This is a genomic window from Roseateles sp. P4_D2, from assembly GCF_056401875.1.
Window position 1 is genome coordinate 12816 of record NZ_JBFUIM010000024.1, and the last position, 20880, is coordinate 33695.

19 protein-coding genes and 1 rRNA gene are annotated in these 20880 nt (G+C 68.0%); 7 read left to right on the plus strand and 13 right to left on the minus strand.

All coding sequences use genetic code 11. From position 1 onward, the window contains the following. Positions 1-2: 2 nt before the first annotated feature. From AC1DW0_RS28785 to AC1DW0_RS28820, 8 genes are read right to left on the minus strand one after another with little or no spacing between them, the layout of a single operon-like run. Complete coding sequence (locus AC1DW0_RS28785; RefSeq protein ID WP_477949454.1) at positions 3-1127, minus strand: glycoside hydrolase family 18 protein; 1125 nt, start codon at positions 1125-1127, stop codon at positions 3-5. Then, entirely contained in the window at positions 1124-2014 is an 891-nt protein-coding gene (locus AC1DW0_RS28790) for a glycoside hydrolase family 16 protein (RefSeq protein WP_477949456.1), read from the minus strand. The genes AC1DW0_RS28785 and AC1DW0_RS28790 overlap by 4 nt, the downstream gene beginning before the upstream one ends. Next, positions 1963-3219 (minus strand): MFS transporter, encoded by a 1257-nt coding sequence (locus AC1DW0_RS28795; protein WP_235531895.1) that lies wholly within the window; start codon positions 3217-3219, stop codon positions 1963-1965. The genes AC1DW0_RS28790 and AC1DW0_RS28795 overlap by 52 nt, the downstream gene beginning before the upstream one ends. A 20-nt stretch (positions 3220-3239) precedes the next feature. After that, positions 3240-4712, minus strand: a complete 1473-nt coding sequence (nagZ, locus tag AC1DW0_RS28800; protein WP_477949458.1) for a beta-N-acetylhexosaminidase — start codon at positions 4710-4712, stop codon at positions 3240-3242. An 8-nt stretch (positions 4713-4720) separates the two neighbouring features. Continuing rightward, on the minus strand, positions 4721-5755 hold the full coding sequence (locus AC1DW0_RS28805) for an SIS domain-containing protein (protein ID WP_477949460.1): 1035 nt from the start codon (positions 5753-5755) through the stop codon (positions 4721-4723). Then, the gene (gene nagA / locus AC1DW0_RS28810; RefSeq protein WP_477949462.1) at positions 5736-6866 is read right to left on the minus strand and encodes an N-acetylglucosamine-6-phosphate deacetylase; all 1131 of its coding nucleotides are present in this window, start codon (positions 6864-6866) and stop codon (positions 5736-5738) included. Before nagA ends, AC1DW0_RS28805 begins: the two co-directional genes overlap by 20 nt. Then, a complete protein-coding gene (locus AC1DW0_RS28815; RefSeq protein ID WP_056194626.1) occupies positions 6866-7594 on the minus strand; it encodes a GntR family transcriptional regulator in 729 nt (242 codons plus the stop codon). The genes nagA and AC1DW0_RS28815 overlap by 1 nt, the downstream gene beginning before the upstream one ends. Then, complete coding sequence (locus tag AC1DW0_RS28820; RefSeq protein WP_457353866.1) at positions 7591-8499, minus strand: glucosamine kinase nucleotide-binding domain-containing protein; 909 nt, start codon at positions 8497-8499, stop codon at positions 7591-7593. Before AC1DW0_RS28820 ends, AC1DW0_RS28815 begins: the two co-directional genes overlap by 4 nt. A gap of 180 nt (positions 8500-8679) precedes the next feature. On the opposite strand from AC1DW0_RS28820, the gene AC1DW0_RS28825 reads away from it, so the two are divergent. Both AC1DW0_RS28825 and lplT read left to right on the plus strand, forming a co-directional pair. Beyond that, positions 8680-10152 carry a GAF domain-containing protein gene (locus AC1DW0_RS28825; protein ID WP_477949464.1) on the plus strand — a complete coding sequence of 491 codons (1473 nt, stop codon included), beginning with the start codon at positions 8680-8682 and terminating at the stop codon, positions 10150-10152. Positions 10153-10258: 106 nt separating this feature from the next. Next, a complete protein-coding gene (gene lplT / locus AC1DW0_RS28830) occupies positions 10259-11530 on the plus strand; it encodes a lysophospholipid transporter LplT (RefSeq protein ID WP_477949466.1) in 1272 nt (423 codons plus the stop codon). Between the two features lie 12 nt (positions 11531-11542). Here the strand turns inward: lplT and AC1DW0_RS28835 are convergent, their stop codons facing one another. Further along, a complete protein-coding gene (locus tag AC1DW0_RS28835; protein ID WP_477949470.1) occupies positions 11543-12784 on the minus strand; it encodes a glycosyltransferase family 4 protein in 1242 nt (413 codons plus the stop codon). Positions 12785-12897: 113 nt separating this feature from the next. Between AC1DW0_RS28835 and AC1DW0_RS28840 the strand changes: the two genes are divergently transcribed. Genes AC1DW0_RS28840 through asd form a run of 3 tightly spaced genes read left to right on the plus strand, consistent with a single transcriptional unit; the run spans position 12898 to position 16080 of the window. Next, positions 12898-13512, plus strand: a complete 615-nt coding sequence (locus AC1DW0_RS28840; protein ID WP_477949472.1) for an Mpo1-like protein — start codon at positions 12898-12900, stop codon at positions 13510-13512. 4 nt (positions 13513-13516) lie between these two features. Beyond that, positions 13517-15163 (plus strand): aminotransferase class III-fold pyridoxal phosphate-dependent enzyme, encoded by a 1647-nt coding sequence (locus tag AC1DW0_RS28845; RefSeq protein WP_457353876.1) that lies wholly within the window; start codon positions 13517-13519, stop codon positions 15161-15163. Next, positions 15163-16080, plus strand: coding sequence for an archaetidylserine decarboxylase (gene asd, locus AC1DW0_RS28850; RefSeq protein WP_457353878.1), 918 nt, complete (start codon positions 15163-15165; stop codon positions 16078-16080). Before AC1DW0_RS28845 ends, asd begins: the two co-directional genes overlap by 1 nt. Here asd and AC1DW0_RS28855 read toward each other — a convergent pair. The 3 genes from AC1DW0_RS28855 to AC1DW0_RS28865 are packed head-to-tail and all read right to left on the minus strand — an operon-like array spanning position 16067 to position 18708. After that, positions 16067-16951 carry a UDP-2,3-diacylglucosamine diphosphatase gene (locus tag AC1DW0_RS28855; RefSeq protein WP_056194611.1) on the minus strand — a complete coding sequence of 295 codons (885 nt, stop codon included), beginning with the start codon at positions 16949-16951 and terminating at the stop codon, positions 16067-16069. The genes asd and AC1DW0_RS28855 overlap by 14 nt on opposite strands. A gap of 35 nt (positions 16952-16986) precedes the next feature. Then, on the minus strand, positions 16987-17640 hold the full coding sequence (locus AC1DW0_RS28860) for a 2-hydroxychromene-2-carboxylate isomerase (protein ID WP_457353880.1): 654 nt from the start codon (positions 17638-17640) through the stop codon (positions 16987-16989). Positions 17641-17682: 42 nt separating this feature from the next. Continuing rightward, positions 17683-18708 carry an alpha/beta hydrolase family protein gene (locus AC1DW0_RS28865; protein ID WP_457353882.1) on the minus strand — a complete coding sequence of 342 codons (1026 nt, stop codon included), beginning with the start codon at positions 18706-18708 and terminating at the stop codon, positions 17683-17685. Between the two features lie 100 nt (positions 18709-18808). On the opposite strand from AC1DW0_RS28865, the gene AC1DW0_RS28870 reads away from it, so the two are divergent. Continuing rightward, positions 18809-19816: a LysR family transcriptional regulator gene (locus AC1DW0_RS28870; protein ID WP_457353884.1), complete on the plus strand. Its 1008-nt coding sequence runs from the start codon at positions 18809-18811 to the stop codon at positions 19814-19816. A 65-nt stretch (positions 19817-19881) separates the two neighbouring features. Beyond that, complete coding sequence (locus AC1DW0_RS28875; protein ID WP_457353886.1) at positions 19882-20439, plus strand: 2'-5' RNA ligase family protein; 558 nt, start codon at positions 19882-19884, stop codon at positions 20437-20439. Positions 20440-20638: 199 nt separating this feature from the next. On the opposite strand, the gene rrf is transcribed toward AC1DW0_RS28875, so the two are convergent. Next, a 5S ribosomal RNA gene (gene rrf, locus AC1DW0_RS28880) occupies positions 20639-20751 on the minus strand. Positions 20752-20880 lie beyond the last annotated feature (129 nt).

Genomic DNA, 20880 nt, shown 5'->3' on the forward strand with positions numbered 1-20880 from the left:
ACTCACGGCTGCATGGCGCTCAGGATTTCGCCGTTGTCCTGGCTCAGTTCCCAGGCGAACACGCCAGCCAGGCCCTGCTTCTTCGCGAACGCGACCTTGGCGCGCACGGCACGCGGGTCGTCGTAACCCACGAAGCGACCACCGCCGACCATGGCCCAGGACTGGGTGCGCTTGTCGAAATGGGCCTTCATGCCCGTCAGCGAGTCGATGTCCTTGAAAGGCACCGAGCCGTCCTCGTTGGGCCAGGGCTTGGCGTAGCTGCCGTCGGCCTTCACGCCGTCGAAACCGCGGCCATACATCGCCACGCCGGCGACAAGCTTGGCCGCCGGCACGCCCTCGCGCTTCAGGTTGGCGACCGACGCCTCCAGGCTGGTGTCGTCGCTGGGCTTGGCGCTGCGCAGCGCAGTGTGGTTGACGGCCTTCTTGGTCCAAGGACCGGCGAAGTCGTAGGTCATCATGAAGACCAGGTCCAGCGACGGCGCCGCGCGGCCCATGGCCATGCGAGCCAACTGCTCCTTGGTCGTGGCAATCGCGGTGGTCAGCGCGTAGCGCTTGCCGACATCGCGACCCAGGGCATCCAGCCCCACGCGCAAATCCTGCATCAGCAGCACGTAATTCTCAGCGTCGGCCTTGCTACCCAACTGCACGCCGTTGACCGCGCCGTTGGAGCCAGGGTGCTCCCAGTCGATGTCCAGGCCGTCGAAGCCCGGGTGGGCACGCAGCCAGTCCACCGAGGACTTGACGAAAGCCGCGCGGCCCTGGGCTGTCGCGGCCAGGTGGAAGAAGGGATCGGAGCCGCCCCAGCCCCCCACCGATGCCAGCACCTGCACCTTGGGGTCGCGGACCTTCAGGCGCTGGAAGGCGGCGGAGAAGATGTCCTGGTCGGCATGCGGTGCGATGCTGAAGTTGGGCTTGCCGGCACAGGCTGTGGCCTCCTTGGCGCGCTCGCCTTCACCGCAGATCAGTAAAAAGGCATAGAGCAGGTGCGTGACACGGCCGGGCTGCAGTTGCTCGACGACATCGACGCCGCGTTCGGCCAGGATGTAGGTGCCGACGACCGGCGGTTTGGTCTCAGCCTGGGCAAGGGAGGCCGCCAGCGCCAGTGCGGCGATCAAGGTCTTCTTCATAGATTGCATTCGCTCGTCAGGCCGGCATCCGGCACGGTGTCGCGGCGGGTCACGCCCTCTTTGCGCAATTGCGCGGCACGGGTCTGCATCGCGGTGGAGCTCAGCGTCTTGCCGGCCTCGTGCAGCACCCAGTCGACCTCAAATTCGTAGTCGCGCGGCGCACCCGCCGTCGCACCGTCGGAAATCCAATGGTTGAAGCTGATCGCCATCGGCTTGCTCGGCACATTGCGGCCGGTGTGCTCGCCCATCAGCTTGCCGTTGACGTAGTGGCGGGTGCGCGTGGCTTCGACCTGCACGGTCAGCAGCTGCCAGCCGTCGAAGGAGCCTTGCACGATGGAGGCCTGGTTGAAGGACTCCCAGGGGTCGATGCGCACCGTGTGCCAGCTGACGCCGTAGAGCCGCGTCTCCGGCTCGCCCCAGCCGCCATGCGGCAGGTATTCGAAGTCGACCTCGCTGAAGTCGGGGTCGTAGTCGTGCTTGAGCGGCCCGGCCAGGAAGAAGCTCTGGACGATGGGGTCGCGTGAGCCCGCCGTGTCGCGAAAGCGCACACGCGCCGTCGTCGTGCCAACCAGGAACTTGCGAGCCGCGCAGAGCTGGGCCAGCGAGGTGTTGGCCGGCGTGCCGTCCGTTGACATCTTCAGCTTGAGCAGTCCGCCGTCCAGCGAGAGCTGGGTGGTGGCGAAGCGTGCACCCGGCAGGCCCGGGTGGCCGGTGCCCTCGCGCAGCACCCAGCCGCTCTGGCGGAGCGCGTCCAGGCTGGTCTGCGAGAAGTCGTCGAAGAACTCGCCAGCGGCGAATGCAGGAGCCGCGGCAACCAGCAACAGCGCCGCGGCCTTCATGCCGGCACGGCCTCGGCCGGCGCGGCCTTGCGCGGCATCGGCACCCACAGCAGCAGCAGCAATGCCGGCAGGCCACAGCCAATCGTCCAGGCGAAAAACTGCTGGTAGCCCATCGCGATCTGGATGTCGCCGCTGATGGACTTGGCGAAGATGAAGCCCAGCTGCATGACGCCCGAACCGAGCGCATAGTGGGCCGTCTGGAAGCGGCCCGGGGCCACGGCCTGCATGATGTACAGGATCATGCCGACGAAGCCGAAGCCATAGCCGAACATCTCCACGCCCACGGCGGCGGCGATGTGCGGCATATCAGCCGGCAGCTGGCTGGCGAGGTAATAGAAGGTGATGTTGGGCACACTCATGGCCACCAGCAGCAGCGGCATCGCGCGCTGCAGGCTGAGCTTGCTGGTGACCCAGCCACCCAGCACGGACCCGACGAGGAACGCACCCGTGCCCACCCAGCCGTAGACGTCGGCCACCTGGCCGGTCGTCAGGCCGAGCCCCCCCTTGTCGCGCGCTTCCAGCAGGAAGAGCGGGCCAATGGTCTGCACCTGGCCTTCGGCGAAGCGGAACATGACGATGAAGAGCACGGCGCGCCAGATGCCCGGCTTCTGGAAGAAGTCGACGACAACCTCCTTCAGCATGGCGGCCACACCCGAGGCCGTCAGTTCGCTGTGCTCGGTGCTCAGCGTGCCGGGCAGGAAGCGGGCGTTGTAGGTGGCCAGCACGGCCACCAGGCCGGCCAGCGCCAGGAAGACGGTGGACCAGGCGTTGGCTGCACCCATCGTGCCTTCCAGATGGCCCGCCAGCTTCAGGATGACGCCGGTGATGAAGAAGCGCGCGCCGTTGAAGAAGGCGCCCTGCCAGCCGGCATAGGCGGCCTGGCGCTTCTCGTCGAGCGAGGCCATGTAGAGGCCATCGCAGGCGATGTCATGCGTGGCCGACGCGTAGGCGATCAGGAAGAGCACGACGATGGCCGCGCCGAACCAGTGCGGCAGATGCAGTGCCAGCGCCATCAGCCCCAAGCCCACGGCGCCGACGTATTGCGCCACGACGACGATCAGCTTCTTGCTGCGCGCGAGTTCCAGGAACGGGCTCCACAGCGGCTTGATGGCCCACGCCAGGCCGAGCACGGCCGTCCAGCGGGCGATCTGGTCGTTCTCGACCCCCAGGTTCTTGAACATCAGGCCCGCGATGAGCATGACGACGAAGAACTGCATGCCCTGCACGAAGTACAGGGTGGGCACCCACCTCATTGGAGTCCGAGCCTGTTCCATCACTGCAGTCCCTGCGGCGCGCGGCCGGTGGCTTGGGCTCGGCCTTCCAGCCAGGCCTTGAGGCCGGCCAGCGCACCGGGCGCAAAGCCCCAGCTCAGCACGGTCGGGCCGGCGACGTCCAGGCTCTGGTAGGGGTTCCACAGCGACAAGTGCAGGTCGGGTCGCCACTCGCTCGCGGCCAAGCCGTAGCGGGCGCGGCGCGTAGAGACCAGCACATTGACACGCCCGTCCTTGGGCACGGTGCGCCAGTCGAGCTGGGCGATGTCGTCGACCATCTGGACCTGGGCGTCGCTGAAGGACTCGAACAGGGCCACGGCTTGTCGGCCAGTGGGGCCGGCCTCGGAGACCATGTCGGTCGGCACATCGCCCTGCACGATGACGCGGATGGGTGCATCCAAAGCCGGCGGCCTGGCACCGCGCAGTGCGGTCAGGCCCGCGGCCCAGGCTTCGGCCATCAACGCATGGTCGGCCGCCCGGGCAGCGCTGTCGTCCACGGCGCGGGCCGGGTAGGCGGCGGCGAGGCGGTCGAGGCGGCGATTGGCCGTCTCGCCCTGCTCGGCCGTCAACCGGCCGCTGGCGAAGGCGTCGCGCAGCGCGTTGATGGCGACGAGCTGCTCGGCCGGCGAGCCCTGGGCCAGCACCATGTCGGCGCCGGCCTCGATCGCCATGACGGCCGACCTGGCGTAGCCGAAACGCTCGGCCACGGCCTTCATCATCAGCGCATCGGTGATGACGACGCCGTCATAGCCCCAGTCCTGGCGCAGGATGCCGCCGATCAGCTGCGGCGACAGCGTGGCCGGGCGGTCGGGGTCGATCTGCGGATAGACGATGTGGGCCGTCATCATGGCCGGCGCCTGCGAGGCCAGTGCCTTGAAGGGCGCCAGCTCCAGTGCGTTCAGCTCGGCACGCGTCTTGTCGACGGTGGGCAGGGCGTGGTGCGAGTCCACATGCGTGTCGCCATGGCCGGGGAAGTGCTTCACGCAGCAGGCCACGCCTTCGCGCAGCGAGCCACGCATCCACGCAGCCGCGAGACGGCTGACCTCGACCGGGTCGTTGGAAAAGCTGCGCTCGCCGATGACCGGGTTGGCCGGGTTGTTGTTGACGTCGAGCACCGGCGCGAAATTCCAGTTGATGCCCAGCGACTTCAGCCCGCGCGCCACCGCGGCGCCCACGGCCTCGGCACGGTCGGCGTCGCCACTCGCGCCCAAGGCCATCGCCGACGGCGGCTGCGGCAGGAAGGTCACGCGAACCACGGCGCCGCCCTCCTGGTCGATGCCGATCAGCGCCTCAGGGCCGAGCACTTCGATGAGGTCGCTCATCAGCGCGCGCACCTCGCTCTCGCTGCCGATGTTCTTGCGGAACAGGCAGACCGAGCGGATCTTCTGCTGGCGCAGAAAGGCCGCAGTCTCAGCGTCAAGAGACTGGCCGGGGATATCGACCATCACGAGACGGCCGGGGTCGAAGGTGCTCATGGCTGTTCTCAGTGGGTCTTGGTGACCTTGGCCAGGTTGGGCGGCACATCGGGGTTGAAGCCCCGTGCGCGCGCCAGCGCCTCGACCATGGGATAGAAGCTCTGCACGAGGGCGATGGGGTCGAGGTCCTCGTTGCCCGTCGTCACCAGCGGCAGCAGCTCGACGCCCGGCGTGCAGGGCGTTCCAATTGGGGCGGCCAGCAGCACGCGACCGCCGCGAGAGCTCATCTCTTCGGCGATGGCCAGCAGGCCGGCCTGGGCCGGGCCGCGCGGCGCGAACACCAGCAGCGGATAGCCGTCACGCACCAGGGCCATGGGGCCGTGCTTGACCTCGGCGCCCGAGAAGGCCTCGGCCTGGATACCGCAGGTTTCCTTGAGCTTGAGCGCCGCTTCCATCGCGACGGCCAGGCCCGTGCCACGGCCGAGCACAAAGAGGCGGTCCTCGTTCTGCAGCACCGGCAGCGCGGCGCTCCAATCCAGCTTGGCGGCCCGCTCCAACGCGATGGGCAGCACGTTCAGCGCGGCGCGCAGGGCGTCGTCCTGCTGCCAGGCAGCGACGACGCGGGCGCCGGCCACCAGCTGGGCGATATAGCTCTTCGTAGCGGCCACGCTCTTCTCGGGGCCGGCGTGCAGCTCGAACACGTGTTCCGCCGCGGCCGCGAGCGGCGAGCCGCTGGCGTTGACGAAGGCCACCGTGCGCGCACCGCCTTCGCGGAAGAACTTCGTCGGCGCGATCAGGTCGGGGCTCTGGCCTGACTGCGAGAAGGCCATCGACAGCAGGCCCTGGCAGTGGATGCGGCTCTGGTAGAGCGTGATCAGCGACATCGGCAGCGAGGTGACCAGCCGGCCCAGGCGCGCCATGACGAGGTAGGCCAGGTAGTGAGCCGCATGGTCGGAGCTGCCGCGCGCAATCGTCAGCACGCTGCTGGGCGGCTGCTCCTGCAGCGCCTGGCCCAGGCGGGTATAGCTCAGCGGGTCCGCTGCCAGTTGGCGGGCCACCACGTCCGGCGCGCTCAGCGCCTCTTCAAGCATCAACGACGACATCGATCTCTTCACCTTCTACAAACACGCGCCGCAGATTCAGTGCGGCATCCATCACGACCACATCGGCCCAGGCGCCAGCCTCAAGGCGCCCGCGGTCTGTCAGGCCCAGGTATTCGGCGGCCGCGGTCGACACACGCCGCGACGCTTCGGGCAAGGTCAGGCCCACGGTCTGCACGAGGTTGCGCAGCGCCTGGTCCATCGTCAGAGCGCTGCCGGCCAGCGTGCCGTCGGCCAGGCGCACACCGCCCAGGCATTTCTGCACCGTGTATTCGCCGAGGCGGTATTCGCCGTCGGGCATGCCGGCTGCGGCGGTCGAGTCGGTCACGCAGAACAGGCCGGGGATGCAGCGCAGCGCGACGCGGATGGCGCCGGGGTGCACATGCATGAGGTCGGGGATGAGCTCGGCGTGTTCGCCGTGGGCGAGCGCCGCGCCGACCATGCCGGGCTCGCGGTGGTGCAGGCCGGTCATCGCGTTGAAGAGGTGGGTGAAGCCCGCGGCGCCGGCCTGGAGGGCCGCCACGCCGTCGTCATAGCCGCCATTGCTGTGGCCGATCTGCACACGGATGCCGGCGTCGCGCAGCGGGCCGATCAGCGCCAGGTGGCCGACCATCTCGGGCGCGATGGTCAGCACCTTGATGGGCGCGAATTCGTTGAGCCGCTGCACCTCTTCCAGCGTCGCGGGGATGGCATGCGCAGGCTGGGCACCGAGTCGATCAGGGCTGATGTACGGGCCTTCGAGATGCACGCCGAGCACGCGGGCCGACTGGCGGCCGCGCTGGCGGCAGACCGGGCCCAGCGCCTTCAGCGCGGCCTCGATCTCGCCGACCGGCGCCGTCATCGTCGTGGCCAGCAGCGCCGTCGTGCCGTGGCGGGCGTGGCGGCGCGCAATCGTCGCGATGGCGTCGCCGCCCTCCATCGTGTCGCGGCCACCGCCGCCATGCACATGGGTGTCGATGAAGCCGGGCAACAGGATGGACCGGCCGCCCTCGCCGGCGCGCAAGACATCGATGGGCGTGCCGCTGACGGCCGCGATGCGGCCGTGGGCGATGTCCAGGTGGCCGGTGATCACGCCCTGGGGCGTGACGATGTCGCCTTCGAGTCGAAGTTTCATCAGTCCCTGCGCATCTCGGCCACGAAGTCGTAGTAGTCGCTTCGGCAATAGGAATGCGTCAGCTCGACGGCCTGGCCCGAGGACAGATAGCCGACCCGCGTGATGAAGAGGACGGCCGCACCTAACGGCACCTCCAGCAGACCGGCGAGCTTGGCGTCGGCATTCAGCGCGCGGATGTGCTGCAGCGCGCGCACCGGCGCGCGGTCGCCAAGATGGGTGTAGAGCGACGCCTCGACCTTCTGCGGGTCGGGCAGCACGGTCTGCGGCAGCACCGAGACTTCGTAGGCCATGACGACCGAGTCGGCCAGGCGCAAGCGCTCCAGGCGGGCGACGCGCTCACCGCTCTTCAGCTCCAGCGACAGCTGCTCGTCGGGTGCCGCCGGCGTGAAGCCGCGCAGCAGCCAGCGCGAGCTGGGCACGAAGCCTCGCTGGTGCAGTTCTTCCGAGAAGCTGGTCAGGCGCGTCAGCGGCTGCTCCAGCTTGGGCGCGATGTAGTTGCCCGAGCCGCGCTTGCGGATGATCAGCCCCTGCTCGACGAGACGGTCGATGGCCTTGCGCGCGGTGACACGCGACAGCTCGAGCTGCTCGGCCAGCACGCGCTCGCTGGGCAGGGCCTCGTCGGCGTGGAAGACCCCCTCGCGGATGGCCGTCGCCAGGCTCTGCGCGAGCTGCATGTAGAGCGGCGACGCCGCATTGGGATCAGGCTTGAAATTGAAGACGGCGCTCATGCGTGGTTCATTTCTTGTTGTTGAATCAACCAGAGCGCGCCGATGACCGGCTCGCCCTGAGGTTCGACACGGCGAGACTGCAAGGCCGGGCTGAGGCGCGCGCCCAAGCGCAGCGCGATGCTGCCGGCCAGGGCCAGCGGCAGGGTGGGATGGAGTGCGGCAGCGAGGGCGTCGAGCGCACCCGCTGCCTGCGCCAGCAGCACGCTGGCGGCAGGGTCGTTTTCTTCGTGCTCGAAGACCAGGGGCGCCAAGCTGGCATAGCCCCTCTGCCCGGCTTGGGCACAGAAGCCCAGCATTTCTTCGCGCGTCGCGCCGGTCTGGCGCCAGACGGCCTGCACCAGCGGACCGGCCGGGACGCGGCTGTCGTAGGCGGCTTGAGCAAGCTTCATGGCCTGTTGGCCGAGCCACGCGCCACTGCCCTCATCGCCGATTTGCCAGCCCCAGCCGCCCACCATGCGGCGGCTGCCGTCGGGCAGCAGGGCCTCGGCAACCGAGCCAGTGCCTGAAATCAACAGTGCACCGGGCTGGCCATCATGGGCGCCCAGCAGGGCGACGAGGCCGTCGGTGACCAAACTGAAGCGAGCCACGCCGGGGTCGGCCGCGACAAAGGCGCGCAATTGCGCCGGCACGCCGGTGCCCGACAGGCCCAGGCCGATAGCGCAATCCCGCAGCGTCAAACCAGGCACGCCGGCGTGGTCGATGGCCTCGGCGATATGCCGCCAGGCCTGCTCGGCGCCCTGGCCGAGGGCCGAAGCGCCTGCCTCACCGCGGCCGAGAATGTGCCCATGCGCATCGGCCACGACGGCCCGCGTGCTGGTGCCGCCCCCGTCGATGCCGACCCACCAGCGCGCAGGCCGGCCGGAGTCGTGGGAAGTCAGCAGGGAGGGATCGAGAACAGGCGGCATGGTCGACGGGATTCTGTCGATACCACTCTAATACCAACGACCATGCACGTCAATTGGTTTTAAACTGGTCTACGGCCACTCGATTGGGCTAAGGATCAGCCCGAGTCGGAGTGCGGCTTGCTCTCGGAATCGACAAGAATACCAGTGAGAAACCAACCCGATCCATCCGGATCCGCCGCCGTGTTCACCCTCCACCCTGCCGCCAGCGAAGCCCTGGCCGACCTGCTGGGCCGTATCGCCCGCGTCGCCCATCGCCACCCTGCCGCGGCCGACCGGCTGCTGGATGCGCTCAGCGTAAACGCTTTCACGGCGGGCGACACCGCTGTCGGTGTGGATGCACTCTACGCGCGCTTCGGTCTGCTGGAGCCGCGCGGACGTGCACTGGAATTGCTGCCGGCCCTTGAACAAGCCGGTGCGCTGGCAGCCGCCGGACATTTCCCGGTGCAGGCCGCGCGGGTTTGCGAAGCGCTCGGGCGTATTGCCTACCAGCAGGGCGAGTATCAGCTCGCCAGTGAGCAATGGTCGCGGGCGCTGGACCTCGCGGAGGTCAGCGGTCATTTGCAGGCCGGCGTGGCCGCGCGCATTGGCCTCGGACAGATTCATTACGCCCAGGCCGACTGGGCGCGCGGCTTGCGCCAGATGCGTGACGCCGGCGAGCAACTCAAGCTCGGCGGCGGCGACGACAGCTACCTGGCCGCCAAGCTGGCGCTGAACATCGGCGTCGGCAGTTTTGAGACTGGCGACCTGCCCGCCGCCGAGCGCCATTTCAGCCATGGCCTGGCCGCGGCGCGGCGCGGCGGCCACCGCGTCTTCGAGGCCGAGGCGCATTGGCATCTTGCCCGCGCAGCGCTGGCCCGTCAGCGCATGGACTGGGCCGTGGCCGACTGCCGTCTGGCGCTCGACATTGCTGCTCGCCACGGCTACCCCTGGCTGGAGGCGGCCGCCAGCCGCACCTGGACCGAGATCGCCCTGGCCCGCGGCGACAACGCCGCCGCCGTGCGCTCGACCCGCCACGGCCTGGCCCTGGCCCAGCGCATCCAGGCTCGTGCGCAGGCACGCCAGGCCCACCTGCAACTGGCCGAGCTGCTGCAGGCGGAGGGAGATGCCCCCGGCGCACTGGACCACCTCTGGCAACACCTGGCCCTGCAGTCCGAGATCGAGCGCCTCAGCCTGCCCGCTCGCACGACGTTGGCCGCGCCGCCGGCCGAGGAGGCCGGTACGCCGGTCACGCCGGAGGAATTGCTGCTGCATCTGTGCGGCCAGCGCCAGCGCCTGTCCACGGCAACGCCGCCCGAGGCATTGGCTGAGCTGAAGGCGGCGAGCATCCGCATCCTCGGGCTGGCCAGCGTGATCCGTTGGCCGCTCGGGCAAGGCGGACTGAGCAACGCTGAGCAGCCGCGCTACGTCGACCTGCTGACCCGCCATGGCGCGCCGCTCGCGCTGCCGGATGCGGCCCTGCATCCCTGCCATGCCGAGCTGTCCGGCCTGCAAGGCGCCGCCGAGGCACGTATCGAGGTGCCCCTGTATGACGGTGCGCAGCTGGCCGGCGCCCTGTGGCTGGTCGATGCCCGCACGACGCGGGCCTGGACGCGCCAGGAGCTGCTGATCGCCAGCCAACTGGCACTGCTGTTCGAGGTGGTGATCAGAGGCTGAGGCGCGTGGGGCGAGCGCGGCTGTTGAAGAGCAGCCCCGCCTTTCGCTGCCCGGAATCCGGCCGCGTCATCGCCTTTTCACGCCGCACTGTCACAGTGCGGCACTCGTGCACGCCACCTCCTCCGACACCCACTCACTCTGCGCCGCACGCCCCGCCCTGCCGCGCGGCTTCGGCCTCGTCATCGGCGCGCAGTTCGCCTCGGCGCTGGCCGACAACGCCCTGCTCATCGTCGCCATCGCGCTGCTCGCGCAGCAGGGCTTCCCGCTGTGGTGGGCGCCACTGCTGAAGGTGGGCTTCATGGCCGCCTATGTGCTGCTCGCGCCCTGGGTCGGGCCACTGGCCGACGCCTTCGCCAAGGGCCGCGTGATGGCCGCGATGAACCTCGTGAAGATGCTCGGCCTGGCGCTGCTGGCCCTCGGCCTGCACCCGGTGGCGGCGCTGGCGGTGGTCGGCCTGGGCGCTGCGGCCTATGCGCCGGCCAAGTACGGCCTGATCACCGAGATGGCCGCGCCCGAAGCGCTCGTGAAGGCCAATGGCTGGATCGAGATCAGCGTCGTCTCCGCGGCACTGCTGGGCGCGGTGCTGGGCGGCGCGCTGGTCAGCCCCCTTTGGTTGGCCTCGGGCATGGCCGACTTCTGCGATGGCCTGAACCTGCCGGCCGACAAGCTGACGGGCTCGCTCGCGGCCMTGCTCGTCATCTATGCGGTGTCCAGCCTGCTGAACGCCGGCATCGCCGACAGCGGGCGGCGCCAGCGCAGCGTCGCGCACGATCCAGCGACGCTGCTGCGCGAATTCCGCGCTGCCAACCGCACACTCTGGCGCGACCGCGAGGGTGGCTTGTCGCTGGCGGCAACGACGCTGTTCTGGGGCGTCGGGGCGACGCTGCAGTTCGCGGTGTTGAGATGGGCTGGCGAGGCACTCGCGCTGCCCTTGAGCCAGGCAGCCTATCTGCAGGCGGCGGTGGCGGTGGGCGTCATCGGCGGCGCGGCGGCGGCAGGGCGCTGGCTGGCGTTGCACCAGGCGCGGCATGGGCTTTGGGCCGGCATCGCACTGGGCCTGCTGATGCCAGTGGTGGCCGAGGTCAGCGAGGTGGCAACGGCCGCGGTCGTGCTCGCTCTGGTCGGCGCCGTGGGTGGCGCGATGGTCGTGCCCCTGAACGCGCTGCTGCAGCACCGCGGCGCGACGCTGCTGAGCGCGGGGCGGTCCATCGCCGTGCAGGGGTTCAATGAAAACCTGAGCGTGCTGGCGATGCTGGCGACCTATGCCGGCTGCGAAGCCGCGGGTGTGCCGATCGCGGTGACGCTCAGCGGGCTGGGCGTGCTGGTTGCGGGCGCGATTGCAGCGCTGATCTGGGTGGACACCCGCAGCCGCGCCTAGAGGCTCCTCGCGTTAGGCCGCGGCCTGCAAACCCGTCAGTCGGAACACCGGCTCGCCGCGCGCGATGGCGCCTTCCAGCACCGATTCGAAACGCGCCGTGATATCGGCCCAATCCAATCGCCTTGCCGTGGCTCGCGCCGCCCCGGCCACCACCCGGCGGGCGTTGGCGTCCATGGCGGCAACGCCCGCCGCCGCGACAAAGGCGTCTTCCTTGCCCGGACCGGCCAGCCAGCCGTTCACGCCGCTACGGATCAACTCGCCCGCAGCCGCACTCTCGAAGGCGACGACGGCGCAGCCGCTGGCCATGGCCTCGGTCGTCACATTGCCGAAGGTCTCGGTCAGGCTTGCAAACAGGAAGAGGTCCAGCCCTGCGTAATGCGCCGCCAGATCGTCGCCACCGCGCTGTCCTGCAAACACGGCGTCGGGAACACGCGCCGCCAGCTCGGCACGCATCGGCCCGTCGCCGACGAAGACGAGGCGGGCACGCGGTTGCAGCCGCTTCACAGCTTCAAAAGCGGCCAGCACGACGCCAAGGTTCTTCTCGGGGGCCAGGCGGCCGACGTAACCCATGACCAGATCGTCAGACGCGGCGCCCCAGCTCGCGCGCATCGCAGCGTTGCGTCGCGCCGGATCGAAGCGCTGCGTATCGACACCACGGCCCACCACCGACAGCCGCTCGAAGCCGCGTTCGGCCAGCAGCACGCGCATGGCCTCGGTGGGCACCATGGTTGCGTCGCAGCGGTTATGGAATTTGCGCAGATAGCCCATGATGGGCTTGGACAGCAGGCCCAGGCGGTAGTGCTTGCCGTAGGCATGGAAGTTGGTGCGGTAGTCGGACGTGACGGGCAGCGACAGGTGCTGGGCCGCCTGGAGTGCCGACCAACCCAGCGGCCCTTCGGTCGCGATGTGAACGACGTCGGGACGGCGCAGCGACCACAGCTTCACGAGGCTGCGCTTGCTGGGCACGCCCATGCGCAGGTTGGGATACAGCGGCACGGGCAGGCCCTTGGTCAGGACTTCGTCGATCTCGGGCTTGCCGGTGGGCTGCATGCCCATCCGGGCTGGCTGGCGCGGGCGGATGAGCTGCACGTCGTGGTTGCGGCGGTTCAGACCGTCCACGACGCGAGCCATCGACATGGCGACGCCGTTGACTTCGGGCGGATAGGTCTCCGTCACCACCGCAAGCCGACGCGAATGGCGCGGCGCGGGCAAGTCGTCAACCAGGATGTCGTCGGCGTCGGTTGCGGTTTTCATGCGCGCATGGTCGGCAGCGTTTGCAACAGCACGATGACAACCGGACCGTCACGCCGATTTCACGCAAGCAGCCCACCATCGCGCTGCTTGCCACCCAAATACGAGGACGGGACGTGAACGAGTTCTTTCAAACCCTGAAGACCCAGCGCTGGGACGACCACCGCTACTACCACCACAGCCGCATCAACCAGAGCCTGCACCTGATCAGCGCCTTGAGCTTCCTGGTGTCGTATGCGCTGTTGTTCGTGAATCCCGCGTGGTCGGCACTGCTGGCTTGGTGCGTATCGATGACGACGCGCCAGGCGGGTCACTTCTTCTTCGAGCCGCGTGGCTATGACGAGGTGAACAAGGCTACCGACGAGTACAAGGAAGAGATCAAGATTGGCTACAACATCCGCCGCAAGATCGTGCTCATGGCGGTGTGGGTGGCGCTGCCGGCGGTGCTGTGGTTGGCGCCGTCGCTGGGCGGCCTGATCCAGCCCGCCGTGGGCCTGCAGGGCTATGTCGAGGACGTGGGCATGGCCTGGTTCTGCCTGGGCGTGACGGGCCTGGTCTTCCGCGTCGTGCAGCTGTGGGTGACGCAGAACCTGATGCAGGGTCTGGCCTGGGGCTTCAAGATCATCACCGACCCCTTCCACGACGTGATGCTGTACTGGAAGGCGCCGCTGTACCTGCTGCGCGGTCAGCTCATTGACCCGATGGACCACGTCGGCCAGCAGGCGCATTGAGCTGATGGACGAAACCCTCACCTTCTCGGCACTGGCGCTCGGCTTGCTGGCGCTGCTGCCGGCCGCCAAGCGGCGCATCGAGCTGTCGCGGGCCAAGCACCGGTCGCTGGCCGGGCATTCGCGCATGGCCAAGCGGCTAGCGCGCTGGGTGCCGGGCTATGCCTACGACGAGGCGCAGTTCTTCGCGGCCGACGGCGCGCCGGCCGATGTGGCCGCGCAGCGCAAGGCGGCGCTGCAGCGACTGGGCGCCGAGTTCAACACGCGCTTTGCGAAGACGCTCGCGGCCACCGAGCAGGCGCGCGACACCATCTCCGACCTGCGTTTCACCGGCCGCTACCGCGTGCCCTTCCAGTTCAGCCCCGTGCTGCGCGAGCATCTGAAGGTGGGCGCCTTCCTGAAGCACAGCGAGGGCGTGCAGGTGGAGGACCTGGACGGCAACCGGCTCTACGACCTGACCGGCTCCTACGGCGTCAATGTGTTGGGCTATGACGCCTACAAGGAATGCATCGACGAGGCGGTCATAACGGCGCGCAACCTCGGCCCCGTGCTCGGCGCCTACCACCCCTGCGTGCTGGATGTGCTGTCGCGGCTGAAGGCCATCTCCGGTCAGGACGAGGTGAGCTTCCACATGTCCGGCACCGAGGCCGTCATGCAGGCCGTGCGGCTGGCGCGTTATCACACCAAGAGGAAGCGCCTGGTGCGCTTTGCCGGTGCGTACCACGGCTGGTGGGAGGACGTGCAGCCCGGCCCGGGCAACCCGCTGCCGCCGCGCGAGACTTTCACGCTGCAGGACATGGCCGAGCGTTCGCTCAAGGTGCTGGCGACGCGCCGCGACATCGCCTGCGTGCTGGTCAATCCGCTGCAGGCACTTCATCCCAACGCGAGTGCGCCGGGTGACTCCGCGCTGATCGACGGCAGCCGCCGCGCGAGCTACGACCGCGAGGCCTACACGGCCTGGCTCAAGAAGCTGCGCGAGGTGTGCACGGCACGCGGCATCGTGCTGATCTTCGACGAGGTGTTCGTGGGTTTTCGCCTGGCACCGGGCGGCGCTCAAGCGTACTTCGGCGTGAAGGCCGACCTCGTCACCTACGGCAAGACGCTTGGCGGCGGGTTGCCGGTGGGTGTGGTGTGCGGCAGCCGCGCACTGATGCAGCGTTACCGCGAGGACCGGCCGGCGGACATCTGCTTTGCACGCGGCACCTTCAATGCGCACCCCTACGTGGTGGCCGCAATGGCGGCGTTCCTGAAGCGGATCGAGCGCCCCGAGACGAAAGCGCTGTACGACGGCCTCGACGCACGCTGGAACGCGCGCTGCGCGCAGTTCAACGCCCGCCTGCAGGCGGCCGGCGCGCCTGTGCGCATGGCCAATCTGTCGACGATCTGGACCGTGATGTACGACCAGCCCGGCCGCTACCACTGGATGCTGCAGTTCTATCTGCGCAAGCATGGCCTGGCGCTGAGCTGGGTGGGCACGGGCCGGCTGATCTTCAGCCTGAACTACAGCGACGCCGAGTTCGCCGAGGTTATGAACCGCTTCATCGCCGCGTGCGACGAGATGCGTGCTGACGGCTGGTGGTGGACCGCGCCCGAGCTGACCGCCAAGGCCATCCGCCGCGGCGTTTTTCGCGAGATGCTGGAGCAGAAGTTCTGATGAAAGACCGCGAAGCATCGCCCGCGCTGAGCGTCGGGATGAATGACCACGCGCGGCCCCGCCGGGGATGGTTCAAACGCCTCGTGGCGCAGGAAGACTTGAACTTCCTGCTGACCAACCGCGTGCCGCGGATCGCGCTCACGCAGATGATGGGTCGCTTCTCACGCATCGAGAGCCCGTGGCTGACGCGGCTGACCATTGCCGTCTGGCGGATGTTCACGCCGCTGGACCTGAGCGAGGCCAAGCACCAGAGCTTCCGTTCGCTGAAGGATTGCTTCACCCGCGAGCTGAGACCCGGCTCACGCGTGTTCGACGCGCGGCCTGAAATCTTTGCAAGCCCCAGCGACGCCATCGTCGGCGCGACCGGCGTCGTCGAACGCGGGCAGGTCTACCAGGCCAAGGGGTTTCCATATTCGACCGAGGAGCTGTTCGGGCCGACCCAGGACGCCTGCGCCTTCGAGGGCGGCCGCTTCGTCACGCTGCGGCTGACGTCGGCGATGTACCACCGCTTCCACGCGCCGGCGGACGGCACGGTGGAGCATGTGACCTATCTGAGCGGAGACACGTGGAACGTGAATCCGGTGGCACTGAAGCGTGTGGAACGGCTGTTCTGTCGCAACGAGCGCGCCGTGGTGCGCATGACGCTCTCAAGCGGTCATCCGATCGCGCTGGTGCCTGTCGCGGCCATCCTGGTGGCCAGCATCCGCCTGCACTTCCTCGACGTGCTGCTGCATCTCGGCCGCAAGGGTGCGAACGAGATGCCTTGCTCGGCGCCGCACGTGAAAGGCCAGGAGATGGGCTGGTTCGAGCACGGTTCGACCATCATCGTCTTCGTGCCCAAGGGCTTTGACCTGGCCGAGGGCATTGCCCCGGACGTGCAGATCCGCGCCGGCCAGGCATTGCTCAGGCTGAGCTGACCGTATCCGGTGCCGCGGCCTTCGCGGCTGCCGGCATCGGCAGCGCCACAGGCACGGTCTTCGGCGCAGGCAGCATGCCGGGCAATGCCGCTTCGTCGCCTCGGTCGATGATCTCCAGCCGGCCGTCGAAGTGCTCGACGAGGGCTGTGAGGCTCTCCACCCAATCGCCGTCATTGCAGTAAAGGATGCCGTCGATCTCGCGGATCTCCGCATGATGAATGTGGCCGCAGACAACGCCGTGCGCACCGCGCTTCCTGGCCTCACGGGCAACGGCGTTTTCGAACTCGTTGATATAGCTGACCGCGCGCTTGACCTTGTGTTTCAGATAGCGCGACAGGCTCCAGTACGGCAGGCCGCATTTGGCGCGGATGCGGTTGAACCAACGGTTGACCTTGAGCGTGAACTCATAGGCCAGATCGCCCGCGATGGCCAGCCAGCGCGCGCACTGGATGACGCCGTCGTACAGGTCACCATGCGTGACCCACAGCCGTTTGCCGTCGGCCGTCACATGCATGGCCTCTTCCATCACATCGACGCCGCCGAAGTTGTGCGCGAGGTATTTGCGCGCGAATTCGTCATGGTTGCCGGGGATGAAGATGACCCGCGTGCCCTTGCGCGCCTTGCGCAGCAGTTTCTGCACGACGTCGTTATGCGCCTGCGGCCAGTACCAGGAGCGGCGCAGCTGCCAGCCGTCGATGATGTCGCCGACGAGGTAGAGCGTCTCGCACTCGACGTCGCGCAGGAAGTCGAGCAGGGCCTTGGCCTGGCAACCGGGGGTGCCCAGATGCAGGTCAGAGATCCAGACAGTTCGCACCGACAGCGTGGGCGTGTCGGCGGCAGCGGAGTCTTGCGTCGTCGGCATGGCGGGCATGCTGCCCGTATGTCATGACGCGAGCGTGAACATCCTCAGGCCAGTCCCTTGAACGGGCCGCTGCCCAGCCAACGCTCGATCTGGGCCTGGCGGTCGTTGCCCCAGAAGGGTTCCCCGTCGACGATGAAATGAGGCGCGCCAAACACGCCAGCGGCAATGGCAGCGTCGTTCTCGGCTTTGAGGCGGTTCTTCCAGACCGGGTCGCTCCAGGCGGCCTCGGCCGCGTCGGCATCAATGCCGGAATCGGCCAACAGCCCCTTCAGTGCCTCAACATCACCGAGCAAGATACCGCGCGTGAAATAGGCGCGCAGCCCGGCGTGCGCCCAAGCGACGGCGCGGGCCGGGTCCTGATCACTCAGCCACCAGAACACGCGCGCCGCGTTCTGCGTCGCGATCGGAAAGGCATCGGGCTGACGGTAGGGCAGTCCGGCGAAATGGGCCGAGCGCTCGAAGTCGCGCAGCGTGTAGTCGCGCTTGATCGGGTGAGCCACGGGCGATCTCAGCTCTGCAGCCTGGAAGGTCACGCCGAGCAGGATGGCATGCCATTGCACGCGCCGGCCATGCCGGGCGGCGACGGCCTCGACCCACTCCGAGGCGATGTAGGAATAGGGCGAGGAGAAGTCGAAATAGAACCGCACCGGCGCGCGCAGCACGGCGGTGTTGTCGGCAAGAAAGCGGTCGTCAATCATGACGCGACCTTAGCCGCGCCCAAGCGTGCACCGCAGCGGTGCTTACGCCGAGTGCAAGCGTGCTGCAAGCCGAGGTGTCGCGGCTTCGATGGGCTCGAGCAGGCGCGGCCAAAGCTTGGCACCCAGGTCACGTCGGAAGGGGCCGAAATGCTCGATTTTGCTGACGCCCAGATCGGCCGGAGCGACGGCATGGCGCTGCACGCGCGCGGCGCTGAAATGGCCGGCCAGCGCGTCGACGGCGGCGGCAGGACCGAAGAGATGGTCGTCTGTGACGCTCCACAGATGCGCCGGGCCGGTAAACCGGTGGTAGCTCCGCTCGCGCGCCAGGCTTTCGTCGCCGAACAGGAAGCCGGGCTTTCGCCCCCACGCGGCCCATTCCAGCGCCGCGGCAGCAGGCAGGTTCTCGGCGCGCGGGCCGAGCATGCGGCCGGGCGCATGGCCGAACAGCCTCACTGCGACCGGCAGCATCAGATGGAAGAACAGCCAAGCCTGCAGGCGCGCGAAGCCCGACCAATGCCCCAGGTAGGCCACCTGGGCCGCAACGCCAAGCAGCGCATCCACCTTGTCCTCGAAGCCGGGCACGAGGCCGACCGAGTTGCCGCCCAGCGAATGCCCGACCCACAGCAGGCCGAGTTCGCGGCGCTGGGCCGCAGCCTCCTCGCGCCGACGCTTGTCTGCCGCGTGCAAGGCTGCGCCCATGTCCACCCGAGCCCAATCCCGCAGGCGCACGTCCTCGCCGGGCTGCAAAGCCTCGCGCGAGGCAGCGATGCCTCGATAGTCGAAGCTCAACACGGCATAGCCGCGCCTGGCCAGCCACTCCGCGAAGTGGCGGTAATAGCTGGCCGGCACCGCCGTTGCGGCCCCTATCACGGCCACCGCGCGCACGCCGACGGCATGCGGGGGCTCAAACCACTGCGCCGCAAGCAGGCGGCCATCGCTGCAACGCAGCGGCGTCGGACAGACACGCACCTGCAGGTCGCGGGCGTGGGTGTCGTCCAGGTCCAGTGCACTTGTCGCCGGAATGGGCAGCGGCAGCGCATCGGCAGGGGTCAAGGGAAGGCTGTTCATCGGAACCTCGGGTCAGCGCGCTTGTGGCGGCGGTGGAGGCAGTCTAGATTGGCAACTTTTCAAGCAGTAGATCGTCTACAAGCCCCAGATCGTCAACAAAATGTCGACAAAGAACCCCGTCCCGCCTGGCGTCGGCCGACGCCGCCAGACCGCTGCCGAAGAGGCTTTGGACGCGAATGCGCTGGAGCTTTTCGCACGCATTGCCCAGGCCGGCAGCTTTGCCCAGGCGGCGCGGGACCTCGGGCTGACACGCGCGGCGATCAGCCGCCGCATTGCGGCTATCGAGAACGCAGTCGGCCTGGCGCTGTTCGCTCGCAGCACGCGCAGCCTGGGCCTGACGGAGGCCGGCCGGCGCCTCCACGCCCGTGCCCGCGCCGTTCGTGATGCGGCAGAGAGCGCCCGCCTGGCCCTGCGGCACGCGCGTGACCAGCTTGACGGCACGATCCGCATCAGCACCACCGCCGGTTTTGGCCGGCATGTGCTCGCGCCTTTGCTCGCGCGCTTCCAACTGCTGCACCCGGCCGTGCGCTACGAACTCTTCTTCACGGATCGCCGCGTGGACTTGATGCGCGAAGGGCTGGACATCGCGTTCCGCGTCACCAGCAAGCCACCCGAGCAATGGGTCGCCCAGCCGGTGCTGCCGTTTGTGGTCCGCGTCTACGGTCGCGGCCGACACACATCTGCGCAAGAGCCCCAGGATCTCGCCAACGCACCCCTGCTGCTGCTGGGCCAGGGAGAGGAGCCCGTCGTCACCGAGTGGCAGCACGACGATGGACGACGGCAGAGCGTGTCGCTGCAGGCGGTGGCCTGGGGCAGCGACCTGGACGGGCTTGTTGCTCTGGCGCGCCACGGCGCCGGATTGGTCATCGCACCGGATTTCTGCGTGGAGCCGCTGCGGGCGCTGCGGGATGAGGACGACGCTGCGGCCGGGACGCCGAGCTTGGGCTCGTTGACGGCAGCTGCGCTGGTCGACGTGCTGCCCGGATGGCGCATGCTGGCCGGTATTGACACTGTGCAAGCGTTGACCCTGCCGCTGCCTAGCGGCTCGGAAACCGCACGTGCGTTGGTTCGCTTCGTGCGGCAGTCGCTGGGCGGCGGTCGCGCGTGAGGGACTAAGGTGACTGAGCGGACGCCACCGATTACAAATCGTCTTGATGAGAGGCGGGAGACCCGATGAGCCGGCCGCGCTACCTGTTCATGGCCTGCCCATCGGCTGACGCAGGAGACTGCATCGAAACGGCAATTCAGGGACTCCATTTGGACCAGCGGTTGCGCACCTTGCTGGTTGCGCGCGCCAACTGGCATCAGTCACTGTCGGGTCGCTATTGGCCGGACGAGATGCCGGAGGTGGAACAACTCCTGCTGCGGGCGGGTGGCTTGATCGCGGCGCACGCTGTCACCATGACGCTCAGCTGGATTGTCAGCAACGAAGGCTATTCCGCATTGAAGCCGAGAGGGATGCCGGCCGGATTCGTCGATCTGCTACGTGCCATCAACGCCGCGCTCGCAAAGCAAGGGCTCAGCGCGTCGGCGCAGAACGTGCCGCACATCACCCTCAGCTATCTCGCCGCAATCGCCGATGCGCCCATCGCGATAGAACCCATCGACTGGACCATCGATCGCGTGCTGCTTGTCCGCAGCGAGGGTGACGGGGCGGGCTACCGCTACAGCGAAGTCGCGAGTTGGGAACTGCCTGCGGCGCCCCTGGCTCCGCAAATTGATTTGTTTTGAGTGGGCCTGAATTGGCGCCACCAATTCAATACGGCAACAGCACCCAACGGGCATCCGAAATCCGCCCATGTCGGCAGGCGGCATTGTTCATCACCGCCCGATTCGTTTGCCGCGCACTCTTGAATCCGGCTGAATATTCAGATCACCCAAAAACAAAACCCCTCACAGCCTGAGCTGGAGGGGTTTTGAGGGGTAAATAGCCTGACGATGACCTACTTTCACACGGGAATCCGCACTATCATCGGCGCTGGCTCGTTTCACTGTCCTGTTCGGGATGGGAAGGAGTGGGACCAAGTCGCTATGGTCGTCAGGCTTGACTGGTTGGTTCATTGACATGGTCAATAAACCCAATTCGTAGAGTCAGCAGAACTTGGTTTTATCCAATCTGCACGCTGCAAGTTTTATCGCTTGGCAGCGGAATCAGCTTAATTTGATTGCGTC